Below are 24,351 nucleotides of genomic sequence, written 5' to 3' on the forward strand. Positions count from 1 at the left end.
AGTCCCGAGCGGGCCGCCGCCTCTCCTGCACCGGAACCGCTCTCCATGCTCGCCACGCCGCTGCGCCTGCCCAAGAGCATCGCCACCGTCTCGCTGAGCGGCACCCTGCCGGACAAGCTGGAGGCCGCCGCGGCCGCCGGCTTCGACGGGGTGGAGATCTTCGAGAACGACCTGCTCACCTTCAACGGCACGCCGGCCGATGTCCGCGCCATCGCCGGGGGGCTGGGCCTGCGCATCGACATCTTCCAGCCCTTCCGCGACTTCGAGGCGATGCCGGAGCCGCAGCGCTCCCGCAACCTCGCCCGCGCCGAGCGCAAGTTCGACGTGATGCAGGAGCTGGGCACGGACCTCGTCCTGGTCTGCTCCAACGTGCAGCCCTCCTGCATCGACGACCCGGCCCGCGCCGCCGCCGACCTGCGCGAGATGGCCGAGCGCGCCGCCGCGCGGGGGCTGCGCGTGGGCTTCGAGGCGCTGGCCTGGGGCCGCAACACCAGCCGCTGGCGCCAGGCCTGGGACATCGTCACCCGCGCCGACCACCCCGCCCTGGGGCTGATCGTGGACAGCTTCCACACGCTCTCCCTGGGCGACGACCCCGCCGGCATCGCGGAGATCCCGGGCGGGCGCATCTTCTACGTCCAGCTCGCCGACGCGCCGAAGCTGGAGATGGACGTGCTCCAGTGGAGCCGCCACTTCCGCAACTTCCCCTTCCAGGGCGCCCTGCCGGTCACCGGCTTCCTGGAGGCGGTGCTGGCCAGCGGCTATCGCGGCCCGATCTCGCTGGAGATCTTCAACGACGAGTTCCGCGCCGCCCCCGCCCGCCGCAACGCCCGCGACGGGCTGCGCTCGCTGATCCTGGTGGAGGCCGCCGCCGGCACGGAGGCGGTGCCCACCGCGCCGCTGCCGCCGCTGCCGGTGCTGCACGGCGTCGAGTTCCTGGAATTCGCCGTGGACGAGGCGAGCGGGGCGGAGCTGGCCGGCTTCCTCGGCACGCTGGGCTTCCGGCTGGCCGGCGAGCATCGCTCCAAGGCGGTGGTGCTCTATCGCCGCGGCGGCTGCAACATCGTGCTGAACGCCGAGCCGGACAGCGCCGCCTCCGAGCATTTCGAGATGCACGGCCCCTCCGTCTGCGCCATCGCGCTGCGGGTGGACGACACCGCCGCCACCCTGGCGCGGGCGGAGGCGCTGCTCTGCTCCACCTGGCGCGAGCGCGTCGGCGCCGGCGAGCGCCGCATCCCGGCGGTGCGCGCGCCGGACGGCACGCTGCTCTACCTGGTCCAGCCGGAGGAGCCGGGGCGCAGCTTCTGGGCCGACGACTTCCACCTCCTCCCCGGGCAGGACCCCGCGGGCCCGACGCTGGAGGCGGTGGACCACCTCGCCTTCGCCCTGGCCCCTGGTCAGATGGACGGGATGATCCTGTTCTGGCGCGGCCTTTTCGGCATGGAGCCGCAGGCCTTGTTCGAGCTGCCCGACCCCTATGGCCTCGTCCGCAGCCGCGCGATGGTCAGCCCGGACGGCAGCTTCCGCCTCTCGCTCAACGCCTCGGAGGACCGCGGGACCGCCACCGGCCGCTTCGTCTCCGCCTTCGCCGGCGCGGGCGTGCACCACGTCGCCTTCCGCGCCGCCGACATCCGCGCGGCGGTGGCCGACGCCGCCGCGCGCGGCGCGCCGCTGCTGCCGATCCCGGAGAACTACTACGACGACCTCGACGCGCGCTTCGGCCTGGATGGCGAGCGCCTTGCCGCGCTGCAGGCGCTGAACCTGCTCTACGACCGGGAGGCCGCGGGGGGCGAGTTCCTGCACGCCTACACCGCCGCCTTCGCCGACCGCTTCTTCTTCGAGCTGGTCGAGCGCGAGGGCGGCTACGCCGGCTTCGGCGCCCCCAACGCCCCCGTCCGCCTGGCGGCCCAGGCGCGGCTGCGCGCGGCGGCCGCCGCCGGGTAGGGCGCCTAGGCGGGTCATGGGCGCACGGGCCGTGGCGGGCCCCGCCCCCTATCCGCGAAGGGCCCCCGGGGAGGCGATGCGGCACCCCGGGTCAGGTCAGGGCGCGGAGGGTGATCTCCGCGCCCAGGCCCAGCAGCCCGAGGAAGAAGCAGAGGCGGAAGGTCTCCGCCCGCACGCGGGAGCGCAGCCGGCCGCCCAGCAGCATGCCCAGCAGGGCCGGGACCAGGGCCAGGAGCGAGGCGCCGACCGAGGGCATGGGCAGGGCGCCATGCCAGGCCAGCCCCGCGCCCAGCGCCAGGGTGGAGACGGTGAAGGACAGGCCCAGCGCCTGGACCAGCGCGTCACGCTCCAGCCGTAGCGCCGCGAGGTAGGGCACGGCCGGCAGCACGAAGACGCCGGTGGCCCCCGTGACCAGCCCCGTGGCCATTCCCACGAGCGGGCCGGCCCAGGCCTCCGCCTGCGGCGCCACGTGGAAGCGCCAGCGGGTCAGGCCGAGCCCGGCATAGGCGAGCAGGGCGATCCCCAGGCCGGCCTGGGCCAGCCCCGCATGGTCTCCCGCCAGCAGGCCCGACCCGGCCCAGCTTCCCGCCACGATGCCCAGCATCATGGTCGCGAGCCGCCGCAGCAGCGGCCCGAACCGGGGGCCGGCCGCAAGCTGCCACAGATTCGTCACCAGCGAAGGCACCAGCAGCAGCGCGGCCGCTTCGGCCGGAGCCATGGCCATCCCCAGGAGTCCCATCGCCACGGTGGGCAGGCCCAGGCCGATCACCCCCTTCACCAGCCCGGCCAGGAGAAAGGTGGCGGCAATGAGGGGGAGGTGCGCCGGGAGATCCGTCATGGGCCGGAGGTTGCGGCTGGCGGGGGCCGATGCACAATGCGGGATTGGCAGCGCCAGCCTTCGGCCTTGGCGAAGGCTGAAAGGGCCCGCCATGCATCTCGACCTCACCGACCTCCGCCTGTTCCTGCATGTCGCGGAGGCGGGCAGCATCACCGCGGGCGGGGCGCGGGCCGGGCTGGCCCTCGCCTCGGCCAGCGCCCGTATACGCGATATGGAGGTCCAGGTCGGCGTGCCGCTGCTGGAGCGGGGCCGGCGCGGCGTGCACCCGACCCCGGCCGGCACGACCCTGCTGCACCACGCCCGGCAGGTGCTGGGGCAGGTCGAGCGGATGCGCGGGGAGCTGGGCGAATACGCCCACGGGCTGAAGGGCCATGTGCGGCTGCTGGCCAATACCGCCGCCGCCTCGGAGTTCCTGCCGGAGCTGCTGGCCGGCTTCGTCGTGGCGAACCCGCAGGTGGACGTGGATCTCGACGAGCGCCCGAGCCCGGAGGTCGCCCGCGCCGTGGCGGAGGGGCAGGCCGATCTGGGCGTCGCGGCCGGGCATGCCGACCTCACTGGGCTGGAGCGCCACCTGTTCCGCCTGGACCAGCTCGTCCTCGCCCTGCCGCCGGGCCACGCGCTGGCCGGGCGGGAGCGCATCGCCTTCGCCGAGGCCCTGGGCGGCGACCTGATCGGCCTGGCCGGGGACAGCGCGCTGCACCGCCATCTGTTGGAGCAGGCCCGGCGGGTGGGCGGGCGCATGCGCCTGCGTGCCCGCGTCCATGGGCTGGAGGCGGTCTGCCGCATGGTCGCGCTCGGGGCGGGAATGGCCGTAGTGCCGGATGCGGCGGCGCGGCGCTGGCTGGGGGGCGGCCCGGGTGCCGTGCCGCTGACCGATGCCTGGGCCGAGAGGCGGCTGTACCTCGTGGCGCGACGGATGGAGGAGCTGCCCTCCCACGCCCGCCGCCTCGCCGCCCACCTGCTCGGCGGGCAGCGGGTGGCCGTCAGTCCCGCGGCCGTTCGCTGACCGCCATGGCGGCGCGCTGGCCGGCGAGGCCGGTGCCCTCGCCCAGCCGGAAGCTGCCATCGGCCTGCGGCACCGCCAGGGGCGCCACCTGCACCCGGGTGCCGGCGGACACCATCTGGATGAAGCGGGCGCTGCCAGGGCTGAGGTCGAGCAGCCGGTCATCGCCACGCGGCATGAGGTCCTGCACCTGCACCATGGTGACGCGGCCGTTCTCCAGGTTCGTCACGCGCAGCGTGGTGCCCAGCGGCAGGGTGCTGCTCGCGGCGATCGCCGCCTCCGGGTCGAAGCGCTCGCCATTGGCCATGCGCTCGCCGGGGGTGCGGGCCATGACCCCCGCCTCGCCCTGGCGCAGCCGGCCGGAACGGTCATTGCCCTGCGGGCCAAGGAGCCGGGCGCCGGGGCGCGTCAGCTCCACCACCGACCCCGACGGCTCCTGCGGACCAGCCGCCATGAGGGTCATCGCCGAAAGGCTTAGCCCCAATGTGAGAAGCAGCCGGCACCACGTTGTCATCGTTCAACCTCCGAACCATAGGATAGCCCGGTTCGGGGGGTTGGGATGCGGCCTCGGCCGCCCTCGCTGCAATGTGCACGGACTGTGGCATCCACAGCCCACCCTTCCGGCCCCCCGGCCGGGGCGGGCGTGGCGCGGAGGTTCAGCCCGGCGCGTCGGAGGAAGCGGGAACGTGCTGGTGCGCCGCCTGCCATTGCCGCTGCACCTCCTCGTGCACGGCGGCGCTGGACTGGCCCGGCCGGACGATGACGGTGGCGCCGTTCAGGCTGAAGCGATGCGGCTGGCGGGTGCGGTCCGCCTTCTCGACACAGCGCGCGATGACGTGCGGCAGGTAGTCCGTGGGCTGCGTCGGGTAATCGTGGATCTCGGACTCGGTCATCGTCGTCCTCCCTGTTCGGGCTCTGCGGCCTCTCGGAACAGAAGGTAGCCGGGTTCCGTCCGACGGGAAGGGGGCCTCAGCCCGCCGCCGTGCCGCCGGGGCCACCCCCGGGCGAGCCCGGGGCGAAGGTCAGCCGGCAGCACCCCTCCTCGCCCGGCACCCAGGTCTCGGCCGAGAAGCCGACGCCGCTGGCGCCGAACACCCCATGATCGGCCCGGCCGGCGATGCGGCAGAGCAGGGCGATCTCCGCCTCGCTGCGCCCGTCCTCCTCCCAGGCCTCCTTCAGCGGGCAGCGCCGCACCAGCACCCGCACCGTCCCATCCGTCCGCGCGCGGATGGCGTGCGGGAAGAGGCGGCCCCAGTCCGGGCTGGCACGGGTCAGGAAGGTCTCGGCCACCCGCATCGGCGTCGGTGCCGCAAGCCCGGCGAAGAGCGCCTGGCCGGCGGCTGCACCGCGCCGCTCGATCGCCGCGGCGAGCAGGCGCTCCGCCTCCGCTTCGCCATGCGCCTCGCGCAGGGTGAGGTAGAGATCCCAGTAGAGCCGGCCGCGCGCCTTGAAGGCGGCGTCGAGCTCCGCCGCCAGCCGTGCCGCCCGCTCCTCCGGCGAAGGCTCCTCCGCGGGCAGGGCGGGGGAAGGGATCTCGCGCTCGTCGTCCATGGCCGGATGATGCGCCGGGTTTGGGAGGCGTCAATCGCTCCCGGCGGAGGCGGCACGGGCCCGACGCGGTAAAGCACGATTCACGATCGTGTTTGCGCGCGGGGTGTTGTGGACGGGCGGGAGCCGTGCCCACATGCGCGGCGAACGAACTCCCATGGAGGAATGCGCATGCTGCAGCTCGGACAGGTGGCCCCGGATTTCGAGGCGGAGACCACCCAGGGGAAGATCCGCTTCCACGAATGGCTGGGCGACAGCTGGGGCGTGCTGTTCAGCCACCCCAAGGACTACACCCCCGTCTGCACCACCGAGCTGGGCATGACCGCCCGGCTGAAGCCCGAATTCGACCGCCGCGGCGTGAAGGCCATCGGCCTGTCGGTGGACACGCTGGACCGCCATGCCGGCTGGGAGGCGGATATCGTGGAGACCCAGGGGACGGCGGTGAACTTCCCCATCATCTCCGACCCCGACAAGACCGTCAGCAACCTCTACGGCATGATCCATCCGGAGGCCGATCCGGCGGTGACGGTGCGCACCGTCTACGTGATCGATCCGAACAAGAAGATCCGGCTGATGCTGATCTACCCGCCCAGCGCCGGCCGCAACTTCGACGAGGTGCTGCGGGTGATCGACAGCCTGCAGACCACGGACCGGCACAAGGTGGCGACGCCGGTGAACTGGAAGCCGGGCGACAAGGCCATCGTGCTCGCCTCGCTCTCGGACGAGGATGCGAAGAAGCAGTTCCCGCAGGGCTTCACCACCGAGAAGCCCTATCTCCGCTGGGTCGAGCTGCCGCCCACCGTGACCAAGGAGGGGGCGTGAGCTACCCCACCGGCTTCGCCGACGGATTCTGGGGTGCGGTCGGCCGCACCCCGCTGATCCGGCTCAAGCGCGCCTCGGAGCTGACCGGCTGCGAGATCCTGGGCAAGGCGGAGTTCATGAACCCGGGCGGCAGCGTGAAGGACCGCGCCGCCCTGGGCATCCTGGGCGACGCCGTGCAGCGCGGCCTGCTCACCCCCTTCCGGCCGGGCACGGTGGTGGAGGGGACGGCGGGCAATACCGGCATCGGGCTGACGCTGGCCGCCAATGCGCGCGGCTGGCGCTCCGTCGTGGTGATGCCGGAGACGCAGAGCCGCGAGAAGATCGACTTCCTGCGCATGATCGGCGCGGACCTGCGGCTGGTGCCGGCCAAGCCCTATGCGGACCCCGGCAACTACGTCCACTTCTCGCGCCGCCTGGCGGAGGAGCTGGCGCAGGAGGGGCCGACGATCTGGGCCAACCAGTTCGACAACCTCGCCAATGCCCATGCGCACGAGCAGACCACGGGACCGGAGATCTGGGAGCAGACGGAGGGGCGGATCCACGCCTTCACCTGCTCCTGCGGCACCGGCGGCACGCTGGCGGGCACGGCACGGGCGCTGAAGGCCCGCAACCCGGAGATCCGCATCGTGCTGGCCGATCCGCTCGGCAGCGCGCTCTACAGCTGGAAGAAGACGGGGACGGTCAAGGCGTCGGAGGGCAACTCCGTCACCGAGGGCATCGGCCAGGCCGCGCGCGTTCCGGGCAACCTGGAAGGCGCGCCGATCGACGACGCGGTGCAGATTCCCGATGACGAGGCGCTGGCGGAGGTCTTCCAGCTCCTGGCCGAGGAAGGGCTGAGCATCGGCGGCAGCGCGGGCATCAACGTCGCCGCCGCCATCCGCGTGGCGCGCGACCTCGGGCCCGGCCATACCGTCGCGACCATCCTGTGCGACGGTGGCTCGCGCTACCAGTCCAAGCTCTTCAACCCGGACTTCCTGCGGGAGAAGGGGCTGCCCGTCCCGTCCTGGCTGGCGGGCTGATGCTGCGCGAGCTGCGGGAGGTGGGCCACACGATCCGGGTGCGCGATCCGGCGCGCCCGGGCCGACTGGAGACGGTGCTCTGCTACGCAGGGCTGCACGCGGTGCTGTGGCACCGGCTGGCGCATGCGCTGTGGCGGCGCGGCTGGCGCACCACGGGGCGCTGCGTCTCCCACCTCTCCCGCTTCCTGACGGGGATCGAGATCCACCCCGGCGCCCGGATCGGCCGGCGGCTGTTCATCGACCATGGCATGGCGGTGGTGATCGGCGAGACGGCGGAGATCGGCGACGACGTGCTGATCTACCACAACGTCACCCTGGGCGGGCTGACCACGCGCCCCGGCAAGCGCCACCCCACCATCGGCAGCAACGTCACCATCGGCGCCGGCGCCCAGGTGCTGGGGCCCATCCGGGTCGGCCCCGGGGCCAGCATCGGCGCGAATGCAGTGGTGGTGCGCGACGTGGAGGCGGGAACGGTCGTGGTCGGCATCCCCGCCAAGCCCCCGGAACACCCCTCCGTGCCCGCCACCGGCCCAGGCTACGGACTGACCCCCGGCCTGGCCGACCCGGTGGAGGAGGAGATCGCGGCGCTGCGCCAGGAGCTGGCCGCGCTGCAGGCCCGGCTGGAACGCCGGCCGGTCCCCTGATACGGACGGCGGGATGCCCTGATCCGTGCCGGCGCGGGGTGCGCCCGTGGCCCCGGGGGCAAGGCCCTGCCTCGCCCCCGATACCCCCACTCCGCCAGGACCCTGCGGGCCCTGGACCCATTTGGCGCTGCCGCGCGGATGACTGCGACGGGGTCGAGGCGCCGAGGAGCCATGCTCCTCGGCGGGTACGGCCGCAGCTCTCGCTGACGCCTACAACTCTTTTCTGGAGTCCCGCCTGTCCGCGCTCCGTCAGGGTTCAGCCCGCAGGTTGACTCCTACCGCGAAGAGCCAACTCCCAGCGGGGTCCGGGGCCTGCTTGTGGTCCCGGCAGGGGAGGGGCCGGGACGGGGATCGACGCACGGCGTCGATGCCGCAGGCCGGCGTCCCCTCCCGGTCCGCCGCTGGAACACGCAGAACAACGGATCATTCCCGCCGGCCCGCCGCGCCGTTCGGGCGCGGCATCCGGGGTCCTGGCGGTCCCGGGGTGCAGCGGGGCGCGCCTGGCCGTCGCGTTCAGCGCCGGCGCCAGGCATCTGCGGCCAGTGCCAGCAGCACGCCCAGCAGCATGACCAGGGCCATCGGCGTGGCCCGGCCCTCGCCGATCAGCCCCACCGCCATGCTGCCCATGGCCGCCATGGCATATTGCAGCGTCCCCAGCAGGGCCGAGGCGGAGCCCGCCCGCGCCCCGTGCCGGGCCAGGGCGCCGACCGCGGCATTGGGCAGGATCAGGCCGCTGGTCGCCAGGGCGAGGACCGCCGGCACGAAGATGCCCGGCAGCCCGCCGATCCCCGTCAGGGCGCCGGCCAGCAGCAGTAGCACCGCCGCCGCGGCCGTCAGGGTGGCACCGGTGATGACGCGTCCCGGTCCGAAGCGCGCGACCAGCCAGGGGTTGAGCTGCGAGGCGCCGATGAAGCCGCTGGCGGTGACGGCGAAGAGCAGCGCGAAGCTGCGCGGCGACAGGCCGAAGCCGTTGATGAACAAGGCCGGGGCGGCGCTGATGAAGGCGAAGACCGTGAACATGGCCGCGCCGCCCAGCAGCGCATGCGCCATGAAGGAGCGGTCGCGCGCCACCTCGATGTAGCGCGCCAGGAGGCCCGTGGCGCCCAGTCGGGTGCGCAGCTCCACGGGCAGGGTGTCGGGCAGCAGGCGCCAGACCAGCAGGGTGGAGGCGAGGCCATAGGCCGCGCTCACCCAGAAGATCGCCCGCCAGCCCGCCAGGTCCAGCAGCAGTCCGCCCAGGGTCGGCGCCAGGATCGGCGCCACACCCATGACCAGCATCAGCCGCGACATCAGCCGGGCGGAGGCGAGCCCCTCGGTCAGGTCGCGCACCACCGCGCGCGGGATGACCGCGCTGGCTGAGCCACCCAGCGCTGCGAGCAGGCGGAACAGCGACAGGCTGGCCATGTCGGTGGCCAGGGCGCAGCCGATCGAGGCGGCGGTGTAGATCGCCGTCCCCACCAGCAAGGGGGCGCGGCGCCCGAAGCGGTCGGCGAGCGAGCCCTGCACGATCTGGCCGCAGGCCAGGCCGAGGAACCAGGTGGCCAGGGTGACCTGCGCCGTCCCGGCCGCGCTGTGCAGGCTCGCCTCGATCGCCGGGAAGGCGGGCAGGTACATGTCGGTGGAGATCGGCCCGATCGCCGTCAGGAAGCCGAGCAGCAGGGGAAGCCAGGAGGGCATGGTCGTCCGGGAGGAAAAAGGGGGAGGGCGTCGCCTGCCCTGCCGGCTTCCGATGCCCAAGCCGGCCGCCCGGGGCAACCCCCGATGGCCGGTCCCGCGTGTCCCGGCGCCGGATCGTGGCGAGGCGCCGCCCTTCCGCCGCGGCGGATCCGCCTTGGCGGGGGAGAGGGCCGTGGCCTTCGCCGCCGCGTGGGCCGGCCGGCCGGCGCCCGTTGGGGGCGCCGTGCGCCTCAGCCCGGCTGGCGGCTGGCGGGCGGGACGTCGGCCAGCAGCTCCGCCACCTTGACCGCAAGCTGCTCGCGCTTGAACGGCTTGCCCAGAAGGTGCACGCCATCGTCCAGCCGGCCATGGTGGACGATGGAATTCTCCGTGTAGCCGGACATGTAGAGCACCTTCACGCCCGGCCGGATCGCGGTGATCCGCTCGGCCAACTCGCGGCCGCGCACCTTGCCGGGCAGCACCACGTCGGTCAGCAGCAGCGCGATGTCCGCCGCGTGCTCGCCGAAGACGCGCAGGCCCTCCTCGCCGTCGCCGGCCTCCAGCACCCGGTAGCCCAGCTCGCGCAGGATCGCGACCGCGATCTCCCGCACCTCCGGCTCGTCCTCCACCACCAGCACCGAGGCGTCGCCGCGGGGCAGCGCGACCGGGGCGTCGCCGCGGCGCGGGACGGCGCCCGGCGCCGCGACGGCGCGCGGCAGGTAGAGCTTCACCGCCGTGCCCTCGCCCGGCTCGGAATAGACCTTCACATGGCCCGCCGACTGCTTGACGAAGCCCCAGACCATGGCGAGGCCCAGCCCGGTGCCCTTGCCGTCGGGCTTGGTCGTGAAGAAGGGCTCGAAGACCCGGTCCATCACCTCGCGCGACATGCCGTGCCCGGTGTCCGAGACGGCGAGCATGACGTAGTTGCCCGGCGTCACCTCCGCATGCTCGCGGGCATAGGCCTCGTCCAGCACCTTGTTCGCCAGCTCGATGGTCAGCCGCCCGCCGCCCGGCATGGCGTCGCGGGCGTTCAGCGCCAGGTTCAGCACCGCGCTCTCCAGTTGCGCCGCGTCCGCCATGGCGGGCCAGAGGCCGGCGGCGTCGATGAAGCGCACGTCGATGTGCTCGCCCAGCGTCCGCCGCAGCAGCGGCACCATCTGCGGCAGGGTGGCGGAGAGGTTGAGCGGCTGCGGCGCCAGCGGCTGCCGCCGCGCGAAGGCGAGGAGCTGGGCCGTCAGCGTCGCGCCGCGCTGCGCCGCCCAGACGGCGCGCTCGATCCGCTGCTGCACCGAATCCTCCGCCTGCTCCGGCCCCAGCCTGGCGCGGACGAATTCCAGGTTGCCGAGGATGACCATCAGCAGGTTGTTGAAGTCGTGCGCGATGCCGCCGGTGAGCTGGCCGATGGCCTGCATCTTCTGCGCCTCGCGCAGCACCGTCTCGGTGCGGACGCGCTGGGTCATGTCGCTCAGCGTCAGGACGAAGCCGCCGCCGGGCATGGCGGTCCGGCGCAGCTCGATCTGGTGGCCATCCGGGCGGCTGCGCTCATAGACGACGTGGTCGCCCGGCTGCAGCGCGCGGCCATGCGCGAGCTGGGCCTCGCTCTCCAGCTCGATGCCGCCCGGCGACAGGCCGTGCTCGGTGAAGGCGGCGTAGGGGGTGCCGGGCAGGAGCAGGGAATCGGGCAGTTGCAGCAGGACCTGGAAGCATTCGTTCCAATGCTGCAACAGATGGTCCGCGCTGAACACGCCCACGCCCTGGCTGAGGCTGTCCAGCGAGGTCTGCAGCCGCTGCGCCAGTGCGCGCTGCCGCAACTCCATGTCATAGGCTTGGCGCCAGGCGCGGTTGAGCATCAGCGCCGCCCAGAGCAGGGAGGCCGTGGTGAGCAGGGCGACCGCCAGCACCAGCCAGCGGGTCAGGGCATTGGCGGAGTCGGCCGCGGCCAGGCGACGGGCCATCAGCGCCTCCTCCTGGCGCTTCATCGCCGCCAACTGGGCGGCGATCTCCGCCTGGCGCTGGATGGCCGCGTCGCTGCGCGTCACCCGCAGCGCCGCCTCCAGCCCCACGCTGCGCCGCAGCTCCACTCCCTGGGCAAGCGCCGCCACCCATTGCTGCAACAAGGGGGCGAGGGCACGCAGCCGCTCCTGCGTCGCCGCATTGTCCGCGGTCAGCCGCTGCAGGTCGCCTTGCAGCACGCTGATCTGGCCGAGCGCCGCCTCGTAGGCCGGCAGCACCTTCGGATCCGCGCCCAGGAGATACTCGCGCTGCTGGGACTCCGCCTCCCGCATGGCGAGTTCCATGTCCCGCGTGGTCGAGAGGACCTCGGCGGTGTGCTGCACCCAGACGCGCGCCTCGGCGGCCGCCCACCAGCGCTCCCAGGCCGCGAGGCCGGTGAGGGCGAGCATTCCTGCCAGAGCCGCGAAGACCATCAGGTTCGCGCGGAAGACGGTCTTTCGGGTCATGGACTCGGCGCGAGGAGGAAGGCGGTGCCGGCGGGTGGAAGCGGGCACGCGCCGGCGGGCGAGGTCGCCATAGTGCGGCGCGGCGCGGGAGGTGTCCACCGCGCCGCCGGCCGGGCACGCCCGTGGGGGACGGCGCGGGGCACGGCGGGGGCCGCGCGGGCCCGGTTGGCGCCGGAGCCGCGCATGGCCCTACCATGCCGCCGCCGGGGCATGCGCGACGCGAAGGGGATGGGCTGGCACGATGCTGATCGCCCTGATGTCCGACATCCATGGCAACCGGGAAGCGCTGTCGGCCTGCCTCGAGCACGCCCGGCAGGCGGGCGCGGAGCGGCTGGTCTTCCTGGGCGACCTGGTGGGCTATGGCGCCGATCCGGTCTGGGTGGTCGAGACGGTGATGGAATGGCGGGAGCGCGGCGCCGTCGTCCTGCTCGGCAACCACGACCAGGCCGTCTGGCGCCGCTCCCCGCTCAACCCGGTGGCGCAGGCGGCCATGGCCTGGACCCGCACGCGCCTCGACGCGCGCGCGGAGGCCTTCCTGCGCTCCCTGCCGATGACGGCCGAGGATGAGGACCGGCTCTACGTCCATGCGGACGCCTCCGATCCCCCCCGCTGGCGCTACGTGCTGGGGGCCGAGGAGGCGCGTCGCAGCCTGCTGGCCACGGCGGCGCGGGTGACCATCTGCGGCCATGTCCATGTCCCGGGCCTCTACGGGCTGACCGCGACCGATCGGGTGAGCCGCTTCGTCCCGGCCGGCGGCATGCCCGTGCCGCTCACCCGGCCGCGGCGCTGGCTGGCGGTGCTGGGGGCGGTGGGGCAGCCCCGCGACGGCAACCCCGATGCCTGCTACGGGCTGTTCGACACGGAGCGGCAGGAGCTGCGCTGGATGCGGGTGTCCTACGACGTCGCGGCGGCGGCGGCCAAGATTCGGGCGGCCGGCCTGCCCGCGGTGCTGGCCGACCGGCTGGCCGAGGGGCGCTGAGGCCGCCGCCATGCCCGCCGCCTCCCTGCGCGCCGGCCAGGTGCTGGACGGTTTCGAGCTGGAGCGGGTGCTGCACGAGGGCGGCATGGCGGCGCTGTGGTCCGTCACCCATCCCGACCATCCCGGCCCGCTGCTGATGAAGGTGCCGCGGCTTGCGGCGTCCGATCCGGGGGCGATCGTCAGCTTCGAGATGGAGCAGATGGTGCTGCCCCGGCTGTCCGGCCCGCATGTGCCCCGCTTCATCGCCGCGGTGGGCTTCGAGGCGGAGCCCTACCTGGTCATGGAATGCCTGCCCGGAGCCTCGCTGCTGGCGCGGCGCCGGGAGTTCCCGCTGCCGGTGGCGGAGGTGGCGGCGATCGGGGCGCGGGTCGCCACGGCGCTGGATTCGGTCCACCGCCAGCACGTGCTTCACCTCGATGTGAAGCCGGCCAACATCCTGTTCCGGCCGCCGCCGGCCGAGGGGGGCGAGCCCGTGGCGGTGCTGGTGGATTTCGGCCTGTCGCACCACGCGCTGCTGCCGGACCTGATCGAGGAGGAGTTCCGCCTGCCCTACGGCACCGCCCCCTACATGGCGCCGGAGCAGGTGCTGGGGACGCGGTCGGAACCGCGCAGCGACCTCTACGCGCTGGGCGTGACGCTCTACTACCTGGCGACGGGGGTGCTGCCCTTCGGCGACCCGCAGCACATCGCCGCCGTGCGCAAGCGGCTCTGGCGCGATCCCTTGCCGCCGCGCCGGCTGCGGCCGGACCTGCCGCCCTGGCTGCAGGAGGTCATCCTGCGCAGCCTGGAGGTGCAGCCCTCGGCACGCCATCCCACGGCGGCGCAGCTCGCCTTCGCGCTCCGGCACCCGGATTCCGTGCCGCTGACGGCACGGGCGGAGCGCCAGGGGCGCGACGGGCCACTGGCCGTGCTGCGCCGGCGGATCGCCGCCCCCTCGGCGACGGTGCAGGGGCGGCCCCTGCCGCGGCCGCCCGCCCCGCCGGGGCCGGCGGGGCGGCCCGGGGGACCGGCGGGGCCGGCGGCCGGGACGCAGGAGGCGCGCCTCACCCCCGCCTGGCGGCAGCTCGTGGGCGCCCCGATCGTCATGGTCGCCGTGGATCTCTCGGCCGAGGGCCTGTCCCTGGCCGATCCCCTGCGCAACACCATCGGCCAGGTGCTGCGCCTGTTCCCGGGCGCCCGGCTCGCCTGCGTCAACGTGCTGCGGCAGGGGCTGCTGCTGGCCGATCCGGCGGTGGACAGCCAGGGCCGCAGCAGCCACGTGGAGCGGCTGGTGCAGCTGCGCCACTGGGCGCGCCCGCTGCGCCTGTCCGAGGAGCAGGTCACCTTCCACGTGCTGGAGGCGGGCGACGCCGCGACGGCGCTGCTGGACTACGCCACGGCGAACCACGTGGACCATATCGTCATGGGCGCCCGGGCGAATTCGCTGCGCCGTGCGATGCTGGGCTCCGTGTCGGGCGAGGTGGCCGCCAAGGCGCCCTGCACGGTCACCGTGGTGCGGCCGCGCATGCGGGCGTAAGGGCGCCGCGCGTCAGAACGCGACCTTCCCGAACACCGCGCTGAGCAGGGCGAACAGCACGCCCCCGGCCAGGAAACCGACGATGGTGCCGTTCATCCGCACGTATTGCAGGTCGCGGCCCACGCGCAGCTCGATCTTCTCCGTCACCGTCGCCGTGTCCCAGTTCGCCACCACCCCGGCGATGAACGCGGAGAGCCGCTTCTGCGCCTCTGGCAGCAGCGGGAGGAGCAGCCCCTCCAGCGCCGCGTTCACCCGGGCGCGGGCGGCCGGGTCCTCGGACAGCACCTTGCCGCCGTTGGACAGCGCCGCCTGGGCGAGGCTTGCGATCCGCCCCTCCGGCTTCGCCGCGTCCAGCTCCACCGCCCAGCGCAGACGGTGCCAGGCATCGTCCAGCCAGCCCGCCACCACCTCATGCCGCAGCGCCGCGCCCAGCGCCGCACCGATCTGCGCCGCGCGCTCCGGGTCGCGCTCCAGCCGGTCCAGCTCTCGCATCACCCATTCGTCGAAGGCGGCGCGCAGGCTGCTCTCGCCGCCTTCCGTGGACACCGCCTCGTCCAGCGCCTCGTTCACCGCCGTCACGACGCGGCGGGCGACATAGGCCCCGGCCACCCAGCCGACCAGCGAGCCGCCCTGCTCGCGCACGCGCTTCTCCACCTCCTCGCGCAGCGCTGCCTCGCGGGTGCGCAGGACGGCGCGGATCTCGCGCAGCGCCAGGTCGAAGACGTCGCGGTGCCGCCCGCCCTCGACCAGGGTGCGCAGGGTGCGCGCCAGCAGCCGGGTCGCCGCCGGCCCGTCGGCGAGGCGGGGGAGGAGGCGCAGCATCACCTTCGACGCCCGCCCCTCCTGCACATTGGCCAGCAGACGCGGCAGGGCGGTGGCGACGGCGCGGGCGGCGGGCTGGGTCGCCTTGGGGTCGGCCAGCACGCCCGCGATGACAGAGGCGAGGTCCAGCCGTTGCAACAGCCGCGCCACCTCGCCTTCGGTGAACACATGGTCCGCGACGAAACGCCCGAGCGACTGGCCCAGCCGCACCTTCTGGCGCGGGATGATGGCGGTGTGCGGGATGGGCAGGCCGAGCGGGCGGCGGAACAGGGCCGTCACCGCGAACCAGTCGGCCAGCCCGCCGACGAGGCCGGCCTTGGCGCTGGCCTGGAGCAGGTCCGTCCACCAGCCGGGCGGCAGGGCATAGGCCCCCACCGTCAGCCCGGCCATCCCGGCCAGCAGCCCGGTGGCCAGCAGCCGGTGGCGGCGCAGGCTCTGCCGCAGCGCCTCGTCGGCCGCGCTGCGCGGGTTCAGGGAGGGGAGGAAGGGTTCGGGGGAAGGACTGCCCTGCATGGCGCGCGGAGTTGGACGCGCGGAGAAGGCTTGTCCAGGCCGGCTGGAATGTTATGTCGTAACATCATGTCGCGGCTCACCGACCCCCTCGCGCTTTCTGCCGGCCTCGCGCCGCGCCTGGTGCTGGCCGCCGGGCTGTCCGGGCTGCTCGCCCTGGCGGTGGCCTGGGCGCTCGCCGCGTGAGCGCGCACCACCACGCCCCGGCGCGTCCTCCGGGGGCCAATGACGGCATCACCCTCTCCGACGTCACGGTGACGCATGGCCGACGGCCCGCGGTGCACCACGTCTCCGGCCGCTTCGCCCCGGGCAGCCTGACCGCGCTGGTCGGGCCGAACGGGGCGGGCAAGACCACCCTGCTGCGCGCCATCGCCGGGCTGCACGCGCCCTCCGAGGGGCGGGTGACGGCGCCGCGCGGCCGCATCGCCCTGCTGCCGCAGGGGGCGGCGCTGGACCGGTCCTTCCCGATCGCCTGCCTGGATGTGGTGATGCTGGGGCACTGGTCCCGGCTCGGCGCCTTCCGTGGCGCGACCGCCGCCGACCGCGAGGCCGCTCTGGCCGCGCTCTCCGCCGTGGGGCTGGAGGGGTTCGGCAAGCGGCCGGTGTCGGCGCTGTCCGCCGGGCAGTTCCAGCGGCTGCTCTTCGCCCGGCTGCTGGTGCAGGACGCGCCGGTGATCCTGCTGGACGAGCCCTTCAACGCCGTGGACGCCCGCACCGCCGCCGACCTGCTGCGCCTGGTGCGGCGCTGGCATGGCGAGGGCCGCACCGTGCTGGCCGTGCTGCACGACCTGGAACTGGTGCGGCAGGAATTCCCCGACTGCCTGCTGCTGGCCCGCGAGGCCATCGCCTGGGGCCCCACCGCCGAGGTGCTCTGCGCCGAGAACCGCCTGCGCGCCCGGATGATGGCCGAGGCCTGGGACGCGGATGCCGAGGGCTGCGACCGGCCGCTCGCGGCCTGACGGCCGTGCCTCCGTCGTGACCGGTGCCGCCATGATCGGGCCGGTCCTCCGCTGGGCCGGCGGGCCGGTGGTGCGGGAGACGCCCCGCCTGCTCCTGCGCCCCTTCGCCGAGGCCGATGCGCCGGCCCTGGCCGCGCTGCGCGCCGATCCGGAGACCCTGCGCTTCCTGCCGGGCGGCGAGGCGGCCGCCGCCACCGCCGGGCCGGATGCCGCGCGTCTGGTCGGGCTGTGGTCCGCCGGCTGGGCGAGCGGGCCGGGCTATGCCCCTTGGGCCGTGGTGCTGAAGGAGACGGGGGCGCTGATCGGCCAGTGCGGGCTGCGCTGGCTGCCCTGGGGCGGTGGGGTGACCGAGGTGCTGTGGATGCTGGGGCGCGACCACTGGCGCCGGGGCTACGCCACCGAGGCCGCGCGCGCCGCCCTCGCCTGGGGCTTCGGCCCGCTGGGGCTGGCGCGGATCGAGGCTTTCGTGGCGCCGGGGAACGATGCCTCGCTGGGCGTCGTCCGTCGGCTGGGGATGGTGCCGCAGGGGGCCATCGAGGTCTTCGGGATGGCCGCCCTGCACTTCGCCCTGGACCAGCCCGAAGGGGGATAGCGTGTACGACCTGCTCCTCGGCCCCTTCGTCGAGTTCGGCTTCCTCCGCCGCGCCCTGGTCGGCTGCCTGGCCCTGTCGCTGGCGGCCCCGCCGCTGGGCGTCTTCCTGATGCTGCGGCGGATGAGCCTGTCCGCCGACGTGCTGGCCCACGGCATCCTGCCCGGCATCGCCGCCGGCTTCTGGATCGCCGGCCTGTCCGTCACCGCCATGTCGCTCGGCGGGCTGGTCGCGGGGCTGGCGGTCAGCCTCGGCGCCGGGGCGCTGTCCCGCGCGACGGGGGGGCGGGAGGATGCGACGCTGACCGCGCTCTACCTCGTCGCCCTCGCGCTCGGCGTCGCGATGGTGTCGGCGCGCGGGGGGGCGGTGGATCTGACCCACCTGCTGTTCGGCTCCGTGCTGGGGGTGGATGACGGGGCGTTGTTCATGATGGCCGGCGTGTCCGTGGTCACCCTGTTCGCCCTGGCCTTCGCGTGGCGGCCGCTGGCGCTGGAGAGCTTCGACCCCCAGTTCGCCGCGGCCGAGGGCGCGCATGGCGGGGCCTGGCACCTGCTGTTCCTGGCGCTGGTGGTGCTGAACGTGCTGGCCGCCTTCCAGGCGCTGGGGACGCTGATGGCGGTGGGGCTGATGATGCTGCCCGCCGTCGCGTCGCGGCACTGGGCGGCGGAGCTGGGGGGGATGGTTCGGGCCTCGGTCGGGCTGGCGCTGCTCTCGGCGGTGGCGGGGCTGTTGCTGTCCTTCCATGCGGATGTGCCGACCGGGCCGGCCATCGTGCTGGTGGCGGGCGGGCTGTGGGCGGTGTCCACCGTCGCCGGGCCGGTGGACGGGTTGCTGGGGCGCTGGGTGCGGCGGCGGCATCTGGCGGGGTGAACCCCGGTTGTTCCAGGCGCTGGACCGGGCAGGATGCGGGGGAGACCGAATCCCGGAGCGCAGGCCCATGACCATCCGACGACTCGCCGAGGAAGAGCGGCTGTCCGGCGCCACCATCGGCGGGGGGCTGATCTTCCTCGCCGGGCAGGTGGCGGATGACGCGACGCTGGATGCCGAGGGGCAGACCGAGGATATCCTGCGGCAGATCGATGCGCTGCTGGCCGAGGCCGGGGTGGATAAGCGCGCGCTGCTGTCGGTGACGGTGGTGCTGGCGGATATCCGGGATGCGGCAGGGATGAACCGGGCGTGGGATCGGTGGTTGGATCAGGGGTCGAAGCCTGCGCGGATGACGATTCAGGGGGCGTTGGTGAACCCGGCTTGGAAGGTGGAGATTACGGGGGTAGCGTTGGGGTAAGTCGGGACGTTGTGGGGAGAGGTGTAAGCGATCCAAAGTGGACTTCAATGTCCGACCTGATGCAACAGCGCGTCGGAGAACTTGCTCGCCAAGTCGGTTGTGGTCAGCTCAACGAATTTTCCGTCAGCCAGAAGCGCGACCCAGTTGTCACCACTCCCGGACCTGGATGTGACCTCAATGGCATACGGAGAATGATTTCCGTCCCTCATCCATTTTGGGTAACCCGCAGGATTGACGCGTGACCAATAAAGCGAAGGTCCGCTTTCTTGGCCTAGCCTGTGGTACATTGACTGGCTTCTCGGTTGCATAAAGACTAGTTTCTCAAGTTTGGGCATTCCAGGAACCTGAATGTTTAATATGAACGCCCAGCCGCCAGATATTGCTCTACCCGCGCAAATATCAGTGTAATCTTCCAGATCGATGAGGCCATCAAAAATCTTCGTAATAACCCTTCCGCCAGTAGCCTCCAGTGCGCGCGTCAATTGATGTTCGATCACTGAAGCAAGTAGCTTCACACCCGTAGACCAGATAGTAAGTTGCTGCTTTTGTTGATTGCGAAGCCGCTCTATTGCAGGGCTGTAGCCCTGCTGCTTCCTGGCGGAAAGTTCAAGTCCGGTCAGAGCTCCCTCAGTGCGGTCAAATACCAAGTCCATAAATGATCGGATATCGCCCGCATCGTCCGCTTCGGAAAGACATTCAATGTAACGATCCCTCTCCGATTTTTTGAATATAATTGGCGGATAGCCCGCGCGAATTAATTCAAGGTTTCCTATTGCTCTTGAGACTCGTCCGTTTCCGTCGATAAACGGATGTATATGAGTCAACCACGCATGTAATAACGCAGATCTAAACGGCGCCGGTGCATCTTTGTTTTCTAATGACCACTTCTGCCAGTGCTCCATATGTAATATAATTTCGTGCCATGTTTTTGGTGGGGTGTGATTTGATCCGCTGATAATTACTCGCTCTGATCTAAAAGCGCCTGCTCCCGGTCGGTCGCCGAGTAGCAAATTGTGGATTTCCTTCAGTTGATCGATGTCTGTTGGAGTAGTTCGATTTTTTGCAATATCAACCACTCGGGTCAGTGCCTTATCGAGAGCTATTGCATCGCGGACATATCCCGGATCATGGCCGGTAATTGTTATGCCCTTTAGTACAGCTGCTTCGGTTTCTCCGACAGAAAGCGTGCTTCCTTCAATAGCATTAGACTCCGCAATCTGCTCAAATCTTTTCAGCCCATAGTAGTCGAGTAGAGTTTGCTTGGTGAGGGTTCCCTGCTGTCGAAGCAGGGCAACACGCTCCTCAATAGCGCGCAGACGCGCGACAACTTGGTGAGTGGATTCAACACTAAGCGAGTATGGACTTGAGTTGAACTGGAGCATCGATCCCACCTACGTCTCGGGCGCTTTCGAGCACTGTAGCCGTAGACCTCATGCGGCCAATACTGCTGCTGTCGATGACGCAGATGAAGCGTTCAGAGTCTGATTCATAATTATCCGGCGTGATTTCATGGCCTTGCGATGCGGCGTGCGAAGAGCTGGATCGAGGCGATGAAGAGCCATGCGGTAGCCGATGCGATGGTCTGCTCGAAGTCCTTGGCGAGGCGGCGGTTCCGATTGAGCCAAGCCAGTGTGCGTTCGACAACCCAACGGCGCGGGAGGACGACAAACCCTCTTGCGGCATCTGACCGTTTGACGATCTCGACGGTCCATTTGCCGATCCGCCGGAGGGCGTCCCTGAGCTTGTCGCCAGCATATCCACCATCGGCGAAGACATGGCGCAGCCACGGGAAGCGCTTGATGATCTCGGCCAGCACCAGCGGCGCACCGTCACGGTCCTGGATGTCGGCGGTGTGGACTACCGCATGGACGAGATTGCCGTCGGTGTCGGTCAGGATGTGGCGCTTGCGGCCCTTGGTCTTCTTGCCCGCATCATAGCCCCGAGGTCCGCCGCTTTCCGTGGTTTTGACGCTTTGGCTGTCGATTACCCCGGCGCTGGGCGAGGCTTCGCGACCCGTCCCCTCACGGGCGATCAGCAACAGAGCATGGTTCAATGACAACCACAGCCTATTGTCCCGCCACAGGTAGAACCAGCGCCGCACCGTCGAGACCGGCGGAAAGCAGGGCGGCAGCATCCGCCACGGCAGGCCGCCACGCAGCAGATACAGGATCGCCTCGACAATCCGCCTGAGTGGCCACTTGCGCGGGCGGCCCACATGCGATGCTGGCGGAAAGAACGGCTCCAGCAGTGCCCATTCGGCATCGGTCAAATCGCTTGGCAAAGCCAGTTCCGCACGGGCATACTGCGCCCGAGTGGTATCGGTCCACATCGTTGATCTCCGGAAGTTTTCGCAAAAACCCCTGAATCAATGACCTGGGCTGGCGTCAAGCTAACCCGCTGATACCACTCAACTTAATTTCGGATCAGGCTCTCAGATTTCCAGTCTTCGGTGTCTGGCGCCGATAGATGCGCAGCGCTGGCCCGTATCTGCCTTTCCGCCCAAACCGGCGAGTCAGATGTGTCCGCCAACGCCGCCCCAGCAGATCCATCCTCATTGCAAGAGGACGAGCACCTCGCACGTCAAGGGTGGCGGCAACACGCTTCTGACGAGAGGCACCGGGCCCGCCGGGCGGCCTCGCTTGCGCTGCCTGACATCGGCGCCAGGGATGTGACACGCATGCTCAAACTGCCAAGACCCGCAGCCCCAGATGCCGCTCCATCGGCTCGAAATCCCGATCATCGTGTAGCAACGCGTAATCCCGCTCGATGCAGAAGGTAGCGATGATCAGGTCGATCGTCTTCCGCACTGTGACGCCCTTGCTGCGCAACGTCCGATAGTTTAGTGCCGCCTCTACAGCTGTCGCCTCGTTTAGCATCGCCTCGATAGAGAACTCCCGCAGCAACCGCTCGATCTTCCGCGCCCGTGGCTCATCCGGCGCGCCCTGAAGCACCTCCAACAGGATCAAATCCCCCACCAAAATGGCCTCCTCGCCAAAAGCCGCGCGGAGCCAGCGCACATGCGGCAGCTCCGCCCGGTCGCGGAGGTGGTCGATCCAGACCGAGCTATCCACCACGATCAAGGCTGGCGCCCCTCCCGGCTCGCGGCGAGGTCGCCCTCCCAACCCAGCCCTGCCAGCGCCGCGCCGGCCTGCTTCTGCCGCGCCATCCGCACCACGCGGCGCAGAGCCTCCTCCACCGTGGCCTTCATGGTCGGCAGGCCGGTGGCCGCCATGGCCTCCTGCATCAGGGCAGGGTCAATCTCGATGTTGGTCCGCATGATACCCTCGATGTGTATTTATTCGAGGTACTATACACACGACCGCCGCCCCATCCCACCCCCGCAACACCCCGTCACCCCCCGCCCCCCTCCCGCCGCAATCCCGCCCACGCCCCGCCGCGCCCACCCTGCTACAACCTCCCATCGCCCCCACCCCGGGGGCACCCCAACCCAACCGGCCGCCCCTGGCGGCCGCAGAGAGGCGTGACGGATGGACTGGCGTGGCAAGCGTGTTCTGGTCACCGGCGGGGCCGGTTTCCTGGGCTCCAACCTCTGCCACGCCCTGACCGGGCGCGGCGCGGACGTCATCGCCGTCGACGCCATGCTGCCGGAGATGGGCGCGAACCCGCACAACCTGGAAGGCTCCGGCGCCCGCCTCGTGGTGGCCGACCTGCGCACGGCGGACGTGACCCCGCTCTGCGAGGGCGTGGACGTGCTGTTCAACTTCGCCGCCCAGACCTCCCACGCCGGCTCCATGCTGGACCCGCTGGGCGACCTCTCCATCAACGCGCAGATCCAGCTCCGCCTGATCGGCGCCATGCGCAACGGCGCGCCCAACGCCGTGGTGGTCCACGCCTCCACCCGCCAGTTCTACGGCCGCCCGCAATACCTGCCGGTGGACGAGGCGCACCCGATCGTCCCGCCCGATTTCAACGGCGTGTCGAAATGGGCGGGCGAGCAGTACTGGCTGCTGGAGAACCGCATCCAGGGCCGCCGCGTCACCGCGCTCCGCCTGACCAACTGCTACGGCCCGCGCCTGCGCATCAAGGACCACCGCCAGACCTTCCTGGGCATCTGGATCCGCCGCGTGCTGGAAGGCGCGCCCTTCGAGGTCTGGGGCGGCGAGCAGCTCCGCGACCTGGCGCACAGCGACGACGTGGTGGAGGCCTTCATCACCGCCGCCGTCAACATGATGCGCGACGGCGGCGCGGAGGTGACGGCCCCCGGCCCGCTCGGCCCGCCGCGCCGCGCCCTGCCCGGCGATCTGCTGGAGCGCGAGGCGCCCGCCGCCGCGCGGCCGGTGGTCGGCTGCGAGGGCCGCGCCTTCAACATCGGCGGCTGCCCGCCGATCTCGCTGCGCGACCTGGCCGATGCCCTGGTGGACGCGGCAGGGCAGGGGAGCTACGAAACCCGTTCCTTCCCGGCCGACCGGGCGGCGATCGACATCGGCTCCTTCCACGCCGACGACAGCGCCTTCCGCACCGCCACGGGCTGGGCCCCGCGCGTGACGCTGGCCGAGGGCCTGCGCCGCACCGTGGACTGGTTCCGCCCCCGGCTGGCCGACTACCTCTGAGGCAGGACGAGACGCCATGAACGCCCCCGACCTCGTCGTGCCCCAGGCCGATCCCGGCGCCGGCTACCGCGCCGAGAAGGCCGCCATCGACGCCGCCGTCGCCCGCGCGCTGGACTCCGGCTGGTACATCCTCGGCCAGGAGGGCAAGCGCTTCGAGCTGGAGTTTGCGAACTGGCTCGGCGAGGGTCAGCACGCCATCGGCTGCGCCAACGGCACGGATGCGCTGGCGCTGACCCTGCGCGGCCTGGGCATCGGTCCCGGCTGCACCGTCGCCACCGTCTCCCACACCGCCGTCGCGACGGTGGCGGCGATCGAGATGGCGGGGGCCACGCCGCTGCTGCTCGACATCGACCCCGACACCTACACCATGGATGCGGAGGAGCTGGCGGCGGTGCTGGAGATGCCGCCGCCCGGCCTGCCGCCGATCCGCGCCGCCATCGCCGTCCACCTCTACGGCCAGGCCTGCGACCTGGAGCCGATGCTGGCCGATTGCGCCGCCGCCGGCGTGGCGCTGATCGAGGACTGCGCCCAGGCGCATGGCGCGATGCTGGGCGGGCGGAAGCTGGGCACGCTGGGCCAGGCCGCGGCCTTCAGCCTCTACCCCACCAAGAACCTCGGCGCGCTGGGCGATGGCGGGGTGATCGCCACCACGGACGAACAGCTTGCCGAGCGGATCGGCGCCATCCGGCAGTATGGCTGGCGCTCCCGTTACGTCTCGGACGTGGTCGGCGTGAACTCCCGCCTGGACGAGATCCAGGCCGCGATCCTGCGCGCCCGCCTGCCGCGGCTGGACGCCAACAACGCCCGCCGCCGCGCCATCGCCGCCGCCTATGATTCCGCGCTGGAGGGCACGCCCTTCGCCCCGCCGGTGCGGCGGGAGGACACGACCCATGTCTTCCACCAGTACGTCCTGCGCTGCCCGGCCCGCGATTCGGTGCAGGCCCGGCTGCGGGCGCAGGGGATCGGCACGGGCGTCCACTACCCCGTGCCCGTCCACCAGCAGCCTGCCTACCGCGAGCGCGTGGCCCTGGGCCCCGCCGGCTGTGCCGAGACGGAGCAGGCGGCGCGCGAGGTGCTGAGCCTGCCGATGTTCCCGGAACTGACGGACGCCCAGGTGGAGCGGGTCTGCGCCGCGTTGCGCAGCCTGGGATAGCGCCGTGTTCCGGCCGGATGGAGGCATCCGGCGCGG

General features: G+C 71.8%; 24 protein-coding genes. 13 read left to right on the forward strand and 11 right to left on the reverse strand.

All coding sequences use genetic code 11. From position 1 onward, the window contains the following. Window positions 1-45: 45 nt before the first annotated feature. Window positions 46-1,941, forward strand: coding sequence for a bifunctional sugar phosphate isomerase/epimerase/4-hydroxyphenylpyruvate dioxygenase family protein (locus LPC08_RS02800; RefSeq protein ID WP_304622056.1), 1,896 nt, complete (start codon window positions 46-48; stop codon window positions 1,939-1,941). Window positions 1,942-2,032: 91 nt separating this feature from the next. On the opposite strand, the gene LPC08_RS02805 is transcribed toward LPC08_RS02800, so the two are convergent. Continuing rightward, window positions 2,033-2,779: a sulfite exporter TauE/SafE family protein gene (locus LPC08_RS02805; protein WP_230451210.1), complete on the reverse strand. Its 747-nt coding sequence runs from the start codon at window positions 2,777-2,779 to the stop codon at window positions 2,033-2,035. A 91-nt stretch (window positions 2,780-2,870) separates the two neighbouring features. On the opposite strand from LPC08_RS02805, the gene LPC08_RS02810 reads away from it, so the two are divergent. Then, window positions 2,871-3,785, forward strand: a complete 915-nt coding sequence (locus tag LPC08_RS02810; RefSeq protein WP_230451212.1) for a LysR family transcriptional regulator — start codon at window positions 2,871-2,873, stop codon at window positions 3,783-3,785. Here LPC08_RS02810 and LPC08_RS02815 read toward each other — a convergent pair. From LPC08_RS02815 to LPC08_RS02825, 3 genes are all read right to left on the reverse strand, one after another. Then, window positions 3,763-4,245 (reverse strand): septal ring lytic transglycosylase RlpA family protein, encoded by a 483-nt coding sequence (locus LPC08_RS02815; RefSeq protein ID WP_230451213.1) that lies wholly within the window; start codon window positions 4,243-4,245, stop codon window positions 3,763-3,765. The genes LPC08_RS02810 and LPC08_RS02815 overlap by 23 nt on opposite strands. A 193-nt stretch (window positions 4,246-4,438) precedes the next feature. Then, entirely contained in the window at window positions 4,439-4,675 is a 237-nt protein-coding gene (locus LPC08_RS02820) for a hypothetical protein (protein ID WP_230451215.1), read from the reverse strand. 76 nt (window positions 4,676-4,751) lie between these two features. Continuing rightward, window positions 4,752-5,333 (reverse strand): L-2-amino-thiazoline-4-carboxylic acid hydrolase, encoded by a 582-nt coding sequence (locus LPC08_RS02825; RefSeq protein ID WP_230451216.1) that lies wholly within the window; start codon window positions 5,331-5,333, stop codon window positions 4,752-4,754. A gap of 168 nt (window positions 5,334-5,501) precedes the next feature. On the opposite strand from LPC08_RS02825, the gene LPC08_RS02830 reads away from it, so the two are divergent. From LPC08_RS02830 to cysE, 3 genes are read left to right on the forward strand one after another with little or no spacing between them, the layout of a single operon-like run. Continuing rightward, a complete protein-coding gene (locus LPC08_RS02830; RefSeq protein ID WP_255702296.1) occupies window positions 5,502-6,152 on the forward strand; it encodes a peroxiredoxin in 651 nt (216 codons plus the stop codon). After that, a complete protein-coding gene (locus LPC08_RS02835; RefSeq protein WP_230451219.1) occupies window positions 6,149-7,171 on the forward strand; it encodes a cysteine synthase A in 1,023 nt (340 codons plus the stop codon). Before LPC08_RS02830 ends, LPC08_RS02835 begins: the two co-directional genes overlap by 4 nt. Then, the gene (gene cysE, locus LPC08_RS02840; RefSeq protein WP_230451221.1) at window positions 7,171-7,815 is read left to right on the forward strand and encodes a serine O-acetyltransferase; all 645 of its coding nucleotides are present in this window, start codon (window positions 7,171-7,173) and stop codon (window positions 7,813-7,815) included. The genes LPC08_RS02835 and cysE overlap by 1 nt, the downstream gene beginning before the upstream one ends. Before the next feature lie 513 nt (window positions 7,816-8,328). Here cysE and LPC08_RS02845 read toward each other — a convergent pair. Both LPC08_RS02845 and LPC08_RS02850 read right to left on the reverse strand, forming a co-directional pair. Further along, the gene (locus LPC08_RS02845; protein WP_230451223.1) at window positions 8,329-9,492 is read right to left on the reverse strand and encodes a multidrug effflux MFS transporter; all 1,164 of its coding nucleotides are present in this window, start codon (window positions 9,490-9,492) and stop codon (window positions 8,329-8,331) included. A gap of 230 nt (window positions 9,493-9,722) precedes the next feature. After that, window positions 9,723-11,930 (reverse strand): CHASE3 domain-containing protein, encoded by a 2,208-nt coding sequence (locus LPC08_RS02850; protein ID WP_230451224.1) that lies wholly within the window; start codon window positions 11,928-11,930, stop codon window positions 9,723-9,725. A 241-nt stretch (window positions 11,931-12,171) separates the two neighbouring features. Between LPC08_RS02850 and LPC08_RS02855 the strand changes: the two genes are divergently transcribed. Then, on the forward strand, window positions 12,172-12,909 hold the full coding sequence (locus LPC08_RS02855) for a metallophosphoesterase family protein (RefSeq protein ID WP_230451226.1): 738 nt from the start codon (window positions 12,172-12,174) through the stop codon (window positions 12,907-12,909). 10 nt (window positions 12,910-12,919) lie between these two features. Beyond that, window positions 12,920-14,425: a bifunctional serine/threonine-protein kinase/universal stress protein gene (locus LPC08_RS02860; RefSeq protein ID WP_230451228.1), complete on the forward strand. Its 1,506-nt coding sequence runs from the start codon at window positions 12,920-12,922 to the stop codon at window positions 14,423-14,425. Between the two features lie 12 nt (window positions 14,426-14,437). Here LPC08_RS02860 and LPC08_RS02865 read toward each other — a convergent pair whose 3' ends face one another. Then, window positions 14,438-15,760: a DUF445 domain-containing protein gene (locus LPC08_RS02865; protein ID WP_230451229.1), complete on the reverse strand. Its 1,323-nt coding sequence runs from the start codon at window positions 15,758-15,760 to the stop codon at window positions 14,438-14,440. Between the two features lie 179 nt (window positions 15,761-15,939). Between LPC08_RS02865 and LPC08_RS02870 the strand changes: the two genes are divergently transcribed. The 4 genes from LPC08_RS02870 to LPC08_RS02885 all read left to right on the forward strand — a co-directional run bounded on the left by LPC08_RS02870 (window position 15,940) and on the right by LPC08_RS02885 (window position 18,591). Continuing rightward, window positions 15,940-16,716 (forward strand): metal ABC transporter ATP-binding protein, encoded by a 777-nt coding sequence (locus LPC08_RS02870; protein ID WP_230451230.1) that lies wholly within the window; start codon window positions 15,940-15,942, stop codon window positions 16,714-16,716. 31 nt (window positions 16,717-16,747) lie between these two features. Next, window positions 16,748-17,308, forward strand: a complete 561-nt coding sequence (locus LPC08_RS02875; protein ID WP_230451232.1) for a GNAT family N-acetyltransferase — start codon at window positions 16,748-16,750, stop codon at window positions 17,306-17,308. 1 nt (window position 17,309) lies between these two features. Continuing rightward, complete coding sequence (locus LPC08_RS02880; RefSeq protein WP_230451233.1) at window positions 17,310-18,176, forward strand: metal ABC transporter permease; 867 nt, start codon at window positions 17,310-17,312, stop codon at window positions 18,174-18,176. A gap of 67 nt (window positions 18,177-18,243) precedes the next feature. Beyond that, window positions 18,244-18,591, forward strand: a complete 348-nt coding sequence (locus LPC08_RS02885) for a RidA family protein (RefSeq protein WP_230451234.1) — start codon at window positions 18,244-18,246, stop codon at window positions 18,589-18,591. A 44-nt stretch (window positions 18,592-18,635) separates the two neighbouring features. On the opposite strand, the gene LPC08_RS02890 is transcribed toward LPC08_RS02885, so the two are convergent. The 4 genes from LPC08_RS02890 to LPC08_RS02905 all read right to left on the reverse strand — a co-directional run bounded on the left by LPC08_RS02890 (window position 18,636) and on the right by LPC08_RS02905 (window position 21,868). Further along, window positions 18,636-19,973, reverse strand: a complete 1,338-nt coding sequence (locus tag LPC08_RS02890) for a Fic family protein (protein WP_230451235.1) — start codon at window positions 19,971-19,973, stop codon at window positions 18,636-18,638. A 125-nt stretch (window positions 19,974-20,098) separates the two neighbouring features. Further along, window positions 20,099-20,920: an IS5 family transposase gene (locus LPC08_RS02895; protein ID WP_230450819.1), complete on the reverse strand. Its 822-nt coding sequence runs from the start codon at window positions 20,918-20,920 to the stop codon at window positions 20,099-20,101. Between the two features lie 352 nt (window positions 20,921-21,272). Next, on the reverse strand, window positions 21,273-21,665 hold the full coding sequence (vapC, locus tag LPC08_RS02900; protein WP_230452967.1) for a type II toxin-antitoxin system VapC family toxin: 393 nt from the start codon (window positions 21,663-21,665) through the stop codon (window positions 21,273-21,275). Between the two features lie 2 nt (window positions 21,666-21,667). Continuing rightward, the gene (locus LPC08_RS02905; protein ID WP_230451236.1) at window positions 21,668-21,868 is read right to left on the reverse strand and encodes a type II toxin-antitoxin system VapB family antitoxin; all 201 of its coding nucleotides are present in this window, start codon (window positions 21,866-21,868) and stop codon (window positions 21,668-21,670) included. Between the two features lie 211 nt (window positions 21,869-22,079). Here LPC08_RS02905 and LPC08_RS02910 point away from each other — a divergent pair, with 211 nt between their 5' ends. Continuing rightward, a complete protein-coding gene (locus LPC08_RS02910; protein WP_230451237.1) occupies window positions 22,080-23,162 on the forward strand; it encodes an NAD-dependent epimerase/dehydratase family protein in 1,083 nt (360 codons plus the stop codon). 16 nt (window positions 23,163-23,178) lie between these two features. Then, a complete protein-coding gene (locus LPC08_RS02915) occupies window positions 23,179-24,315 on the forward strand; it encodes a DegT/DnrJ/EryC1/StrS family aminotransferase (protein WP_230451238.1) in 1,137 nt (378 codons plus the stop codon). The last annotated feature ends 36 nt before the right edge of the window (window positions 24,316-24,351 follow it).

The sequence above is a fragment of the Roseomonas sp. OT10 genome, from assembly GCF_020991085.1.
Taxonomy (GTDB): domain Bacteria; phylum Pseudomonadota; class Alphaproteobacteria; order Acetobacterales; family Acetobacteraceae; genus Roseomonas; species Roseomonas cutis.

Bases quoted from the DNA above. Each gene is read 5' to 3' on its own strand.
- LPC08_RS02800 (WP_304622056.1), top strand. From the start codon at position 46: ATGCTCGCCACGCCGCTGCGCCTGCCCAAGAGCATCGCCACCGTCTCG.
- LPC08_RS02805 (WP_230451210.1), bottom strand. From the start codon at position 2,779: ATGACGGATCTCCCGGCGCACCTCCCCCTCATTGCCGCCACCTTTCTC.
- LPC08_RS02810 (WP_230451212.1), top strand. From the start codon at position 2,871: ATGCATCTCGACCTCACCGACCTCCGCCTGTTCCTGCATGTCGCGGAG.
- LPC08_RS02815 (WP_230451213.1), bottom strand. From the start codon at position 4,245: ATGACCCTCATGGCGGCTGGTCCGCAGGAGCCGTCGGGGTCGGTGGTG.
- LPC08_RS02820 (WP_230451215.1), bottom strand. From the start codon at position 4,675: ATGACCGAGTCCGAGATCCACGATTACCCGACGCAGCCCACGGACTAC.
- LPC08_RS02825 (WP_230451216.1), bottom strand. From the start codon at position 5,333: ATGGACGACGAGCGCGAGATCCCTTCCCCCGCCCTGCCCGCGGAGGAG.
- LPC08_RS02830 (WP_255702296.1), top strand. From the start codon at position 5,502: ATGCTGCAGCTCGGACAGGTGGCCCCGGATTTCGAGGCGGAGACCACC.
- cysE (WP_230451221.1), top strand. From the start codon at position 7,171: ATGCTGCGCGAGCTGCGGGAGGTGGGCCACACGATCCGGGTGCGCGAT.
- LPC08_RS02845 (WP_230451223.1), bottom strand. From the start codon at position 9,492: ATGCCCTCCTGGCTTCCCCTGCTGCTCGGCTTCCTGACGGCGATCGGG.
- LPC08_RS02850 (WP_230451224.1), bottom strand. From the start codon at position 11,930: ATGACCCGAAAGACCGTCTTCCGCGCGAACCTGATGGTCTTCGCGGCT.
- LPC08_RS02855 (WP_230451226.1), top strand. From the start codon at position 12,172: ATGCTGATCGCCCTGATGTCCGACATCCATGGCAACCGGGAAGCGCTG.
- LPC08_RS02860 (WP_230451228.1), top strand. From the start codon at position 12,920: ATGCCCGCCGCCTCCCTGCGCGCCGGCCAGGTGCTGGACGGTTTCGAG.
- LPC08_RS02865 (WP_230451229.1), bottom strand. From the start codon at position 15,760: ATGCAGGGCAGTCCTTCCCCCGAACCCTTCCTCCCCTCCCTGAACCCG.
- LPC08_RS02875 (WP_230451232.1), top strand. From the start codon at position 16,748: ATGATCGGGCCGGTCCTCCGCTGGGCCGGCGGGCCGGTGGTGCGGGAG.
- LPC08_RS02885 (WP_230451234.1), top strand. From the start codon at position 18,244: ATGACCATCCGACGACTCGCCGAGGAAGAGCGGCTGTCCGGCGCCACC.
- LPC08_RS02890 (WP_230451235.1), bottom strand. From the start codon at position 19,973: ATGCTCCAGTTCAACTCAAGTCCATACTCGCTTAGTGTTGAATCCACT.
- LPC08_RS02895 (WP_230450819.1), bottom strand. From the start codon at position 20,920: ATGTGGACCGATACCACTCGGGCGCAGTATGCCCGTGCGGAACTGGCT.
- LPC08_RS02905 (WP_230451236.1), bottom strand. From the start codon at position 21,868: ATGCGGACCAACATCGAGATTGACCCTGCCCTGATGCAGGAGGCCATG.
- LPC08_RS02910 (WP_230451237.1), top strand. From the start codon at position 22,080: ATGGACTGGCGTGGCAAGCGTGTTCTGGTCACCGGCGGGGCCGGTTTC.
- LPC08_RS02915 (WP_230451238.1), top strand. From the start codon at position 23,179: ATGAACGCCCCCGACCTCGTCGTGCCCCAGGCCGATCCCGGCGCCGGC.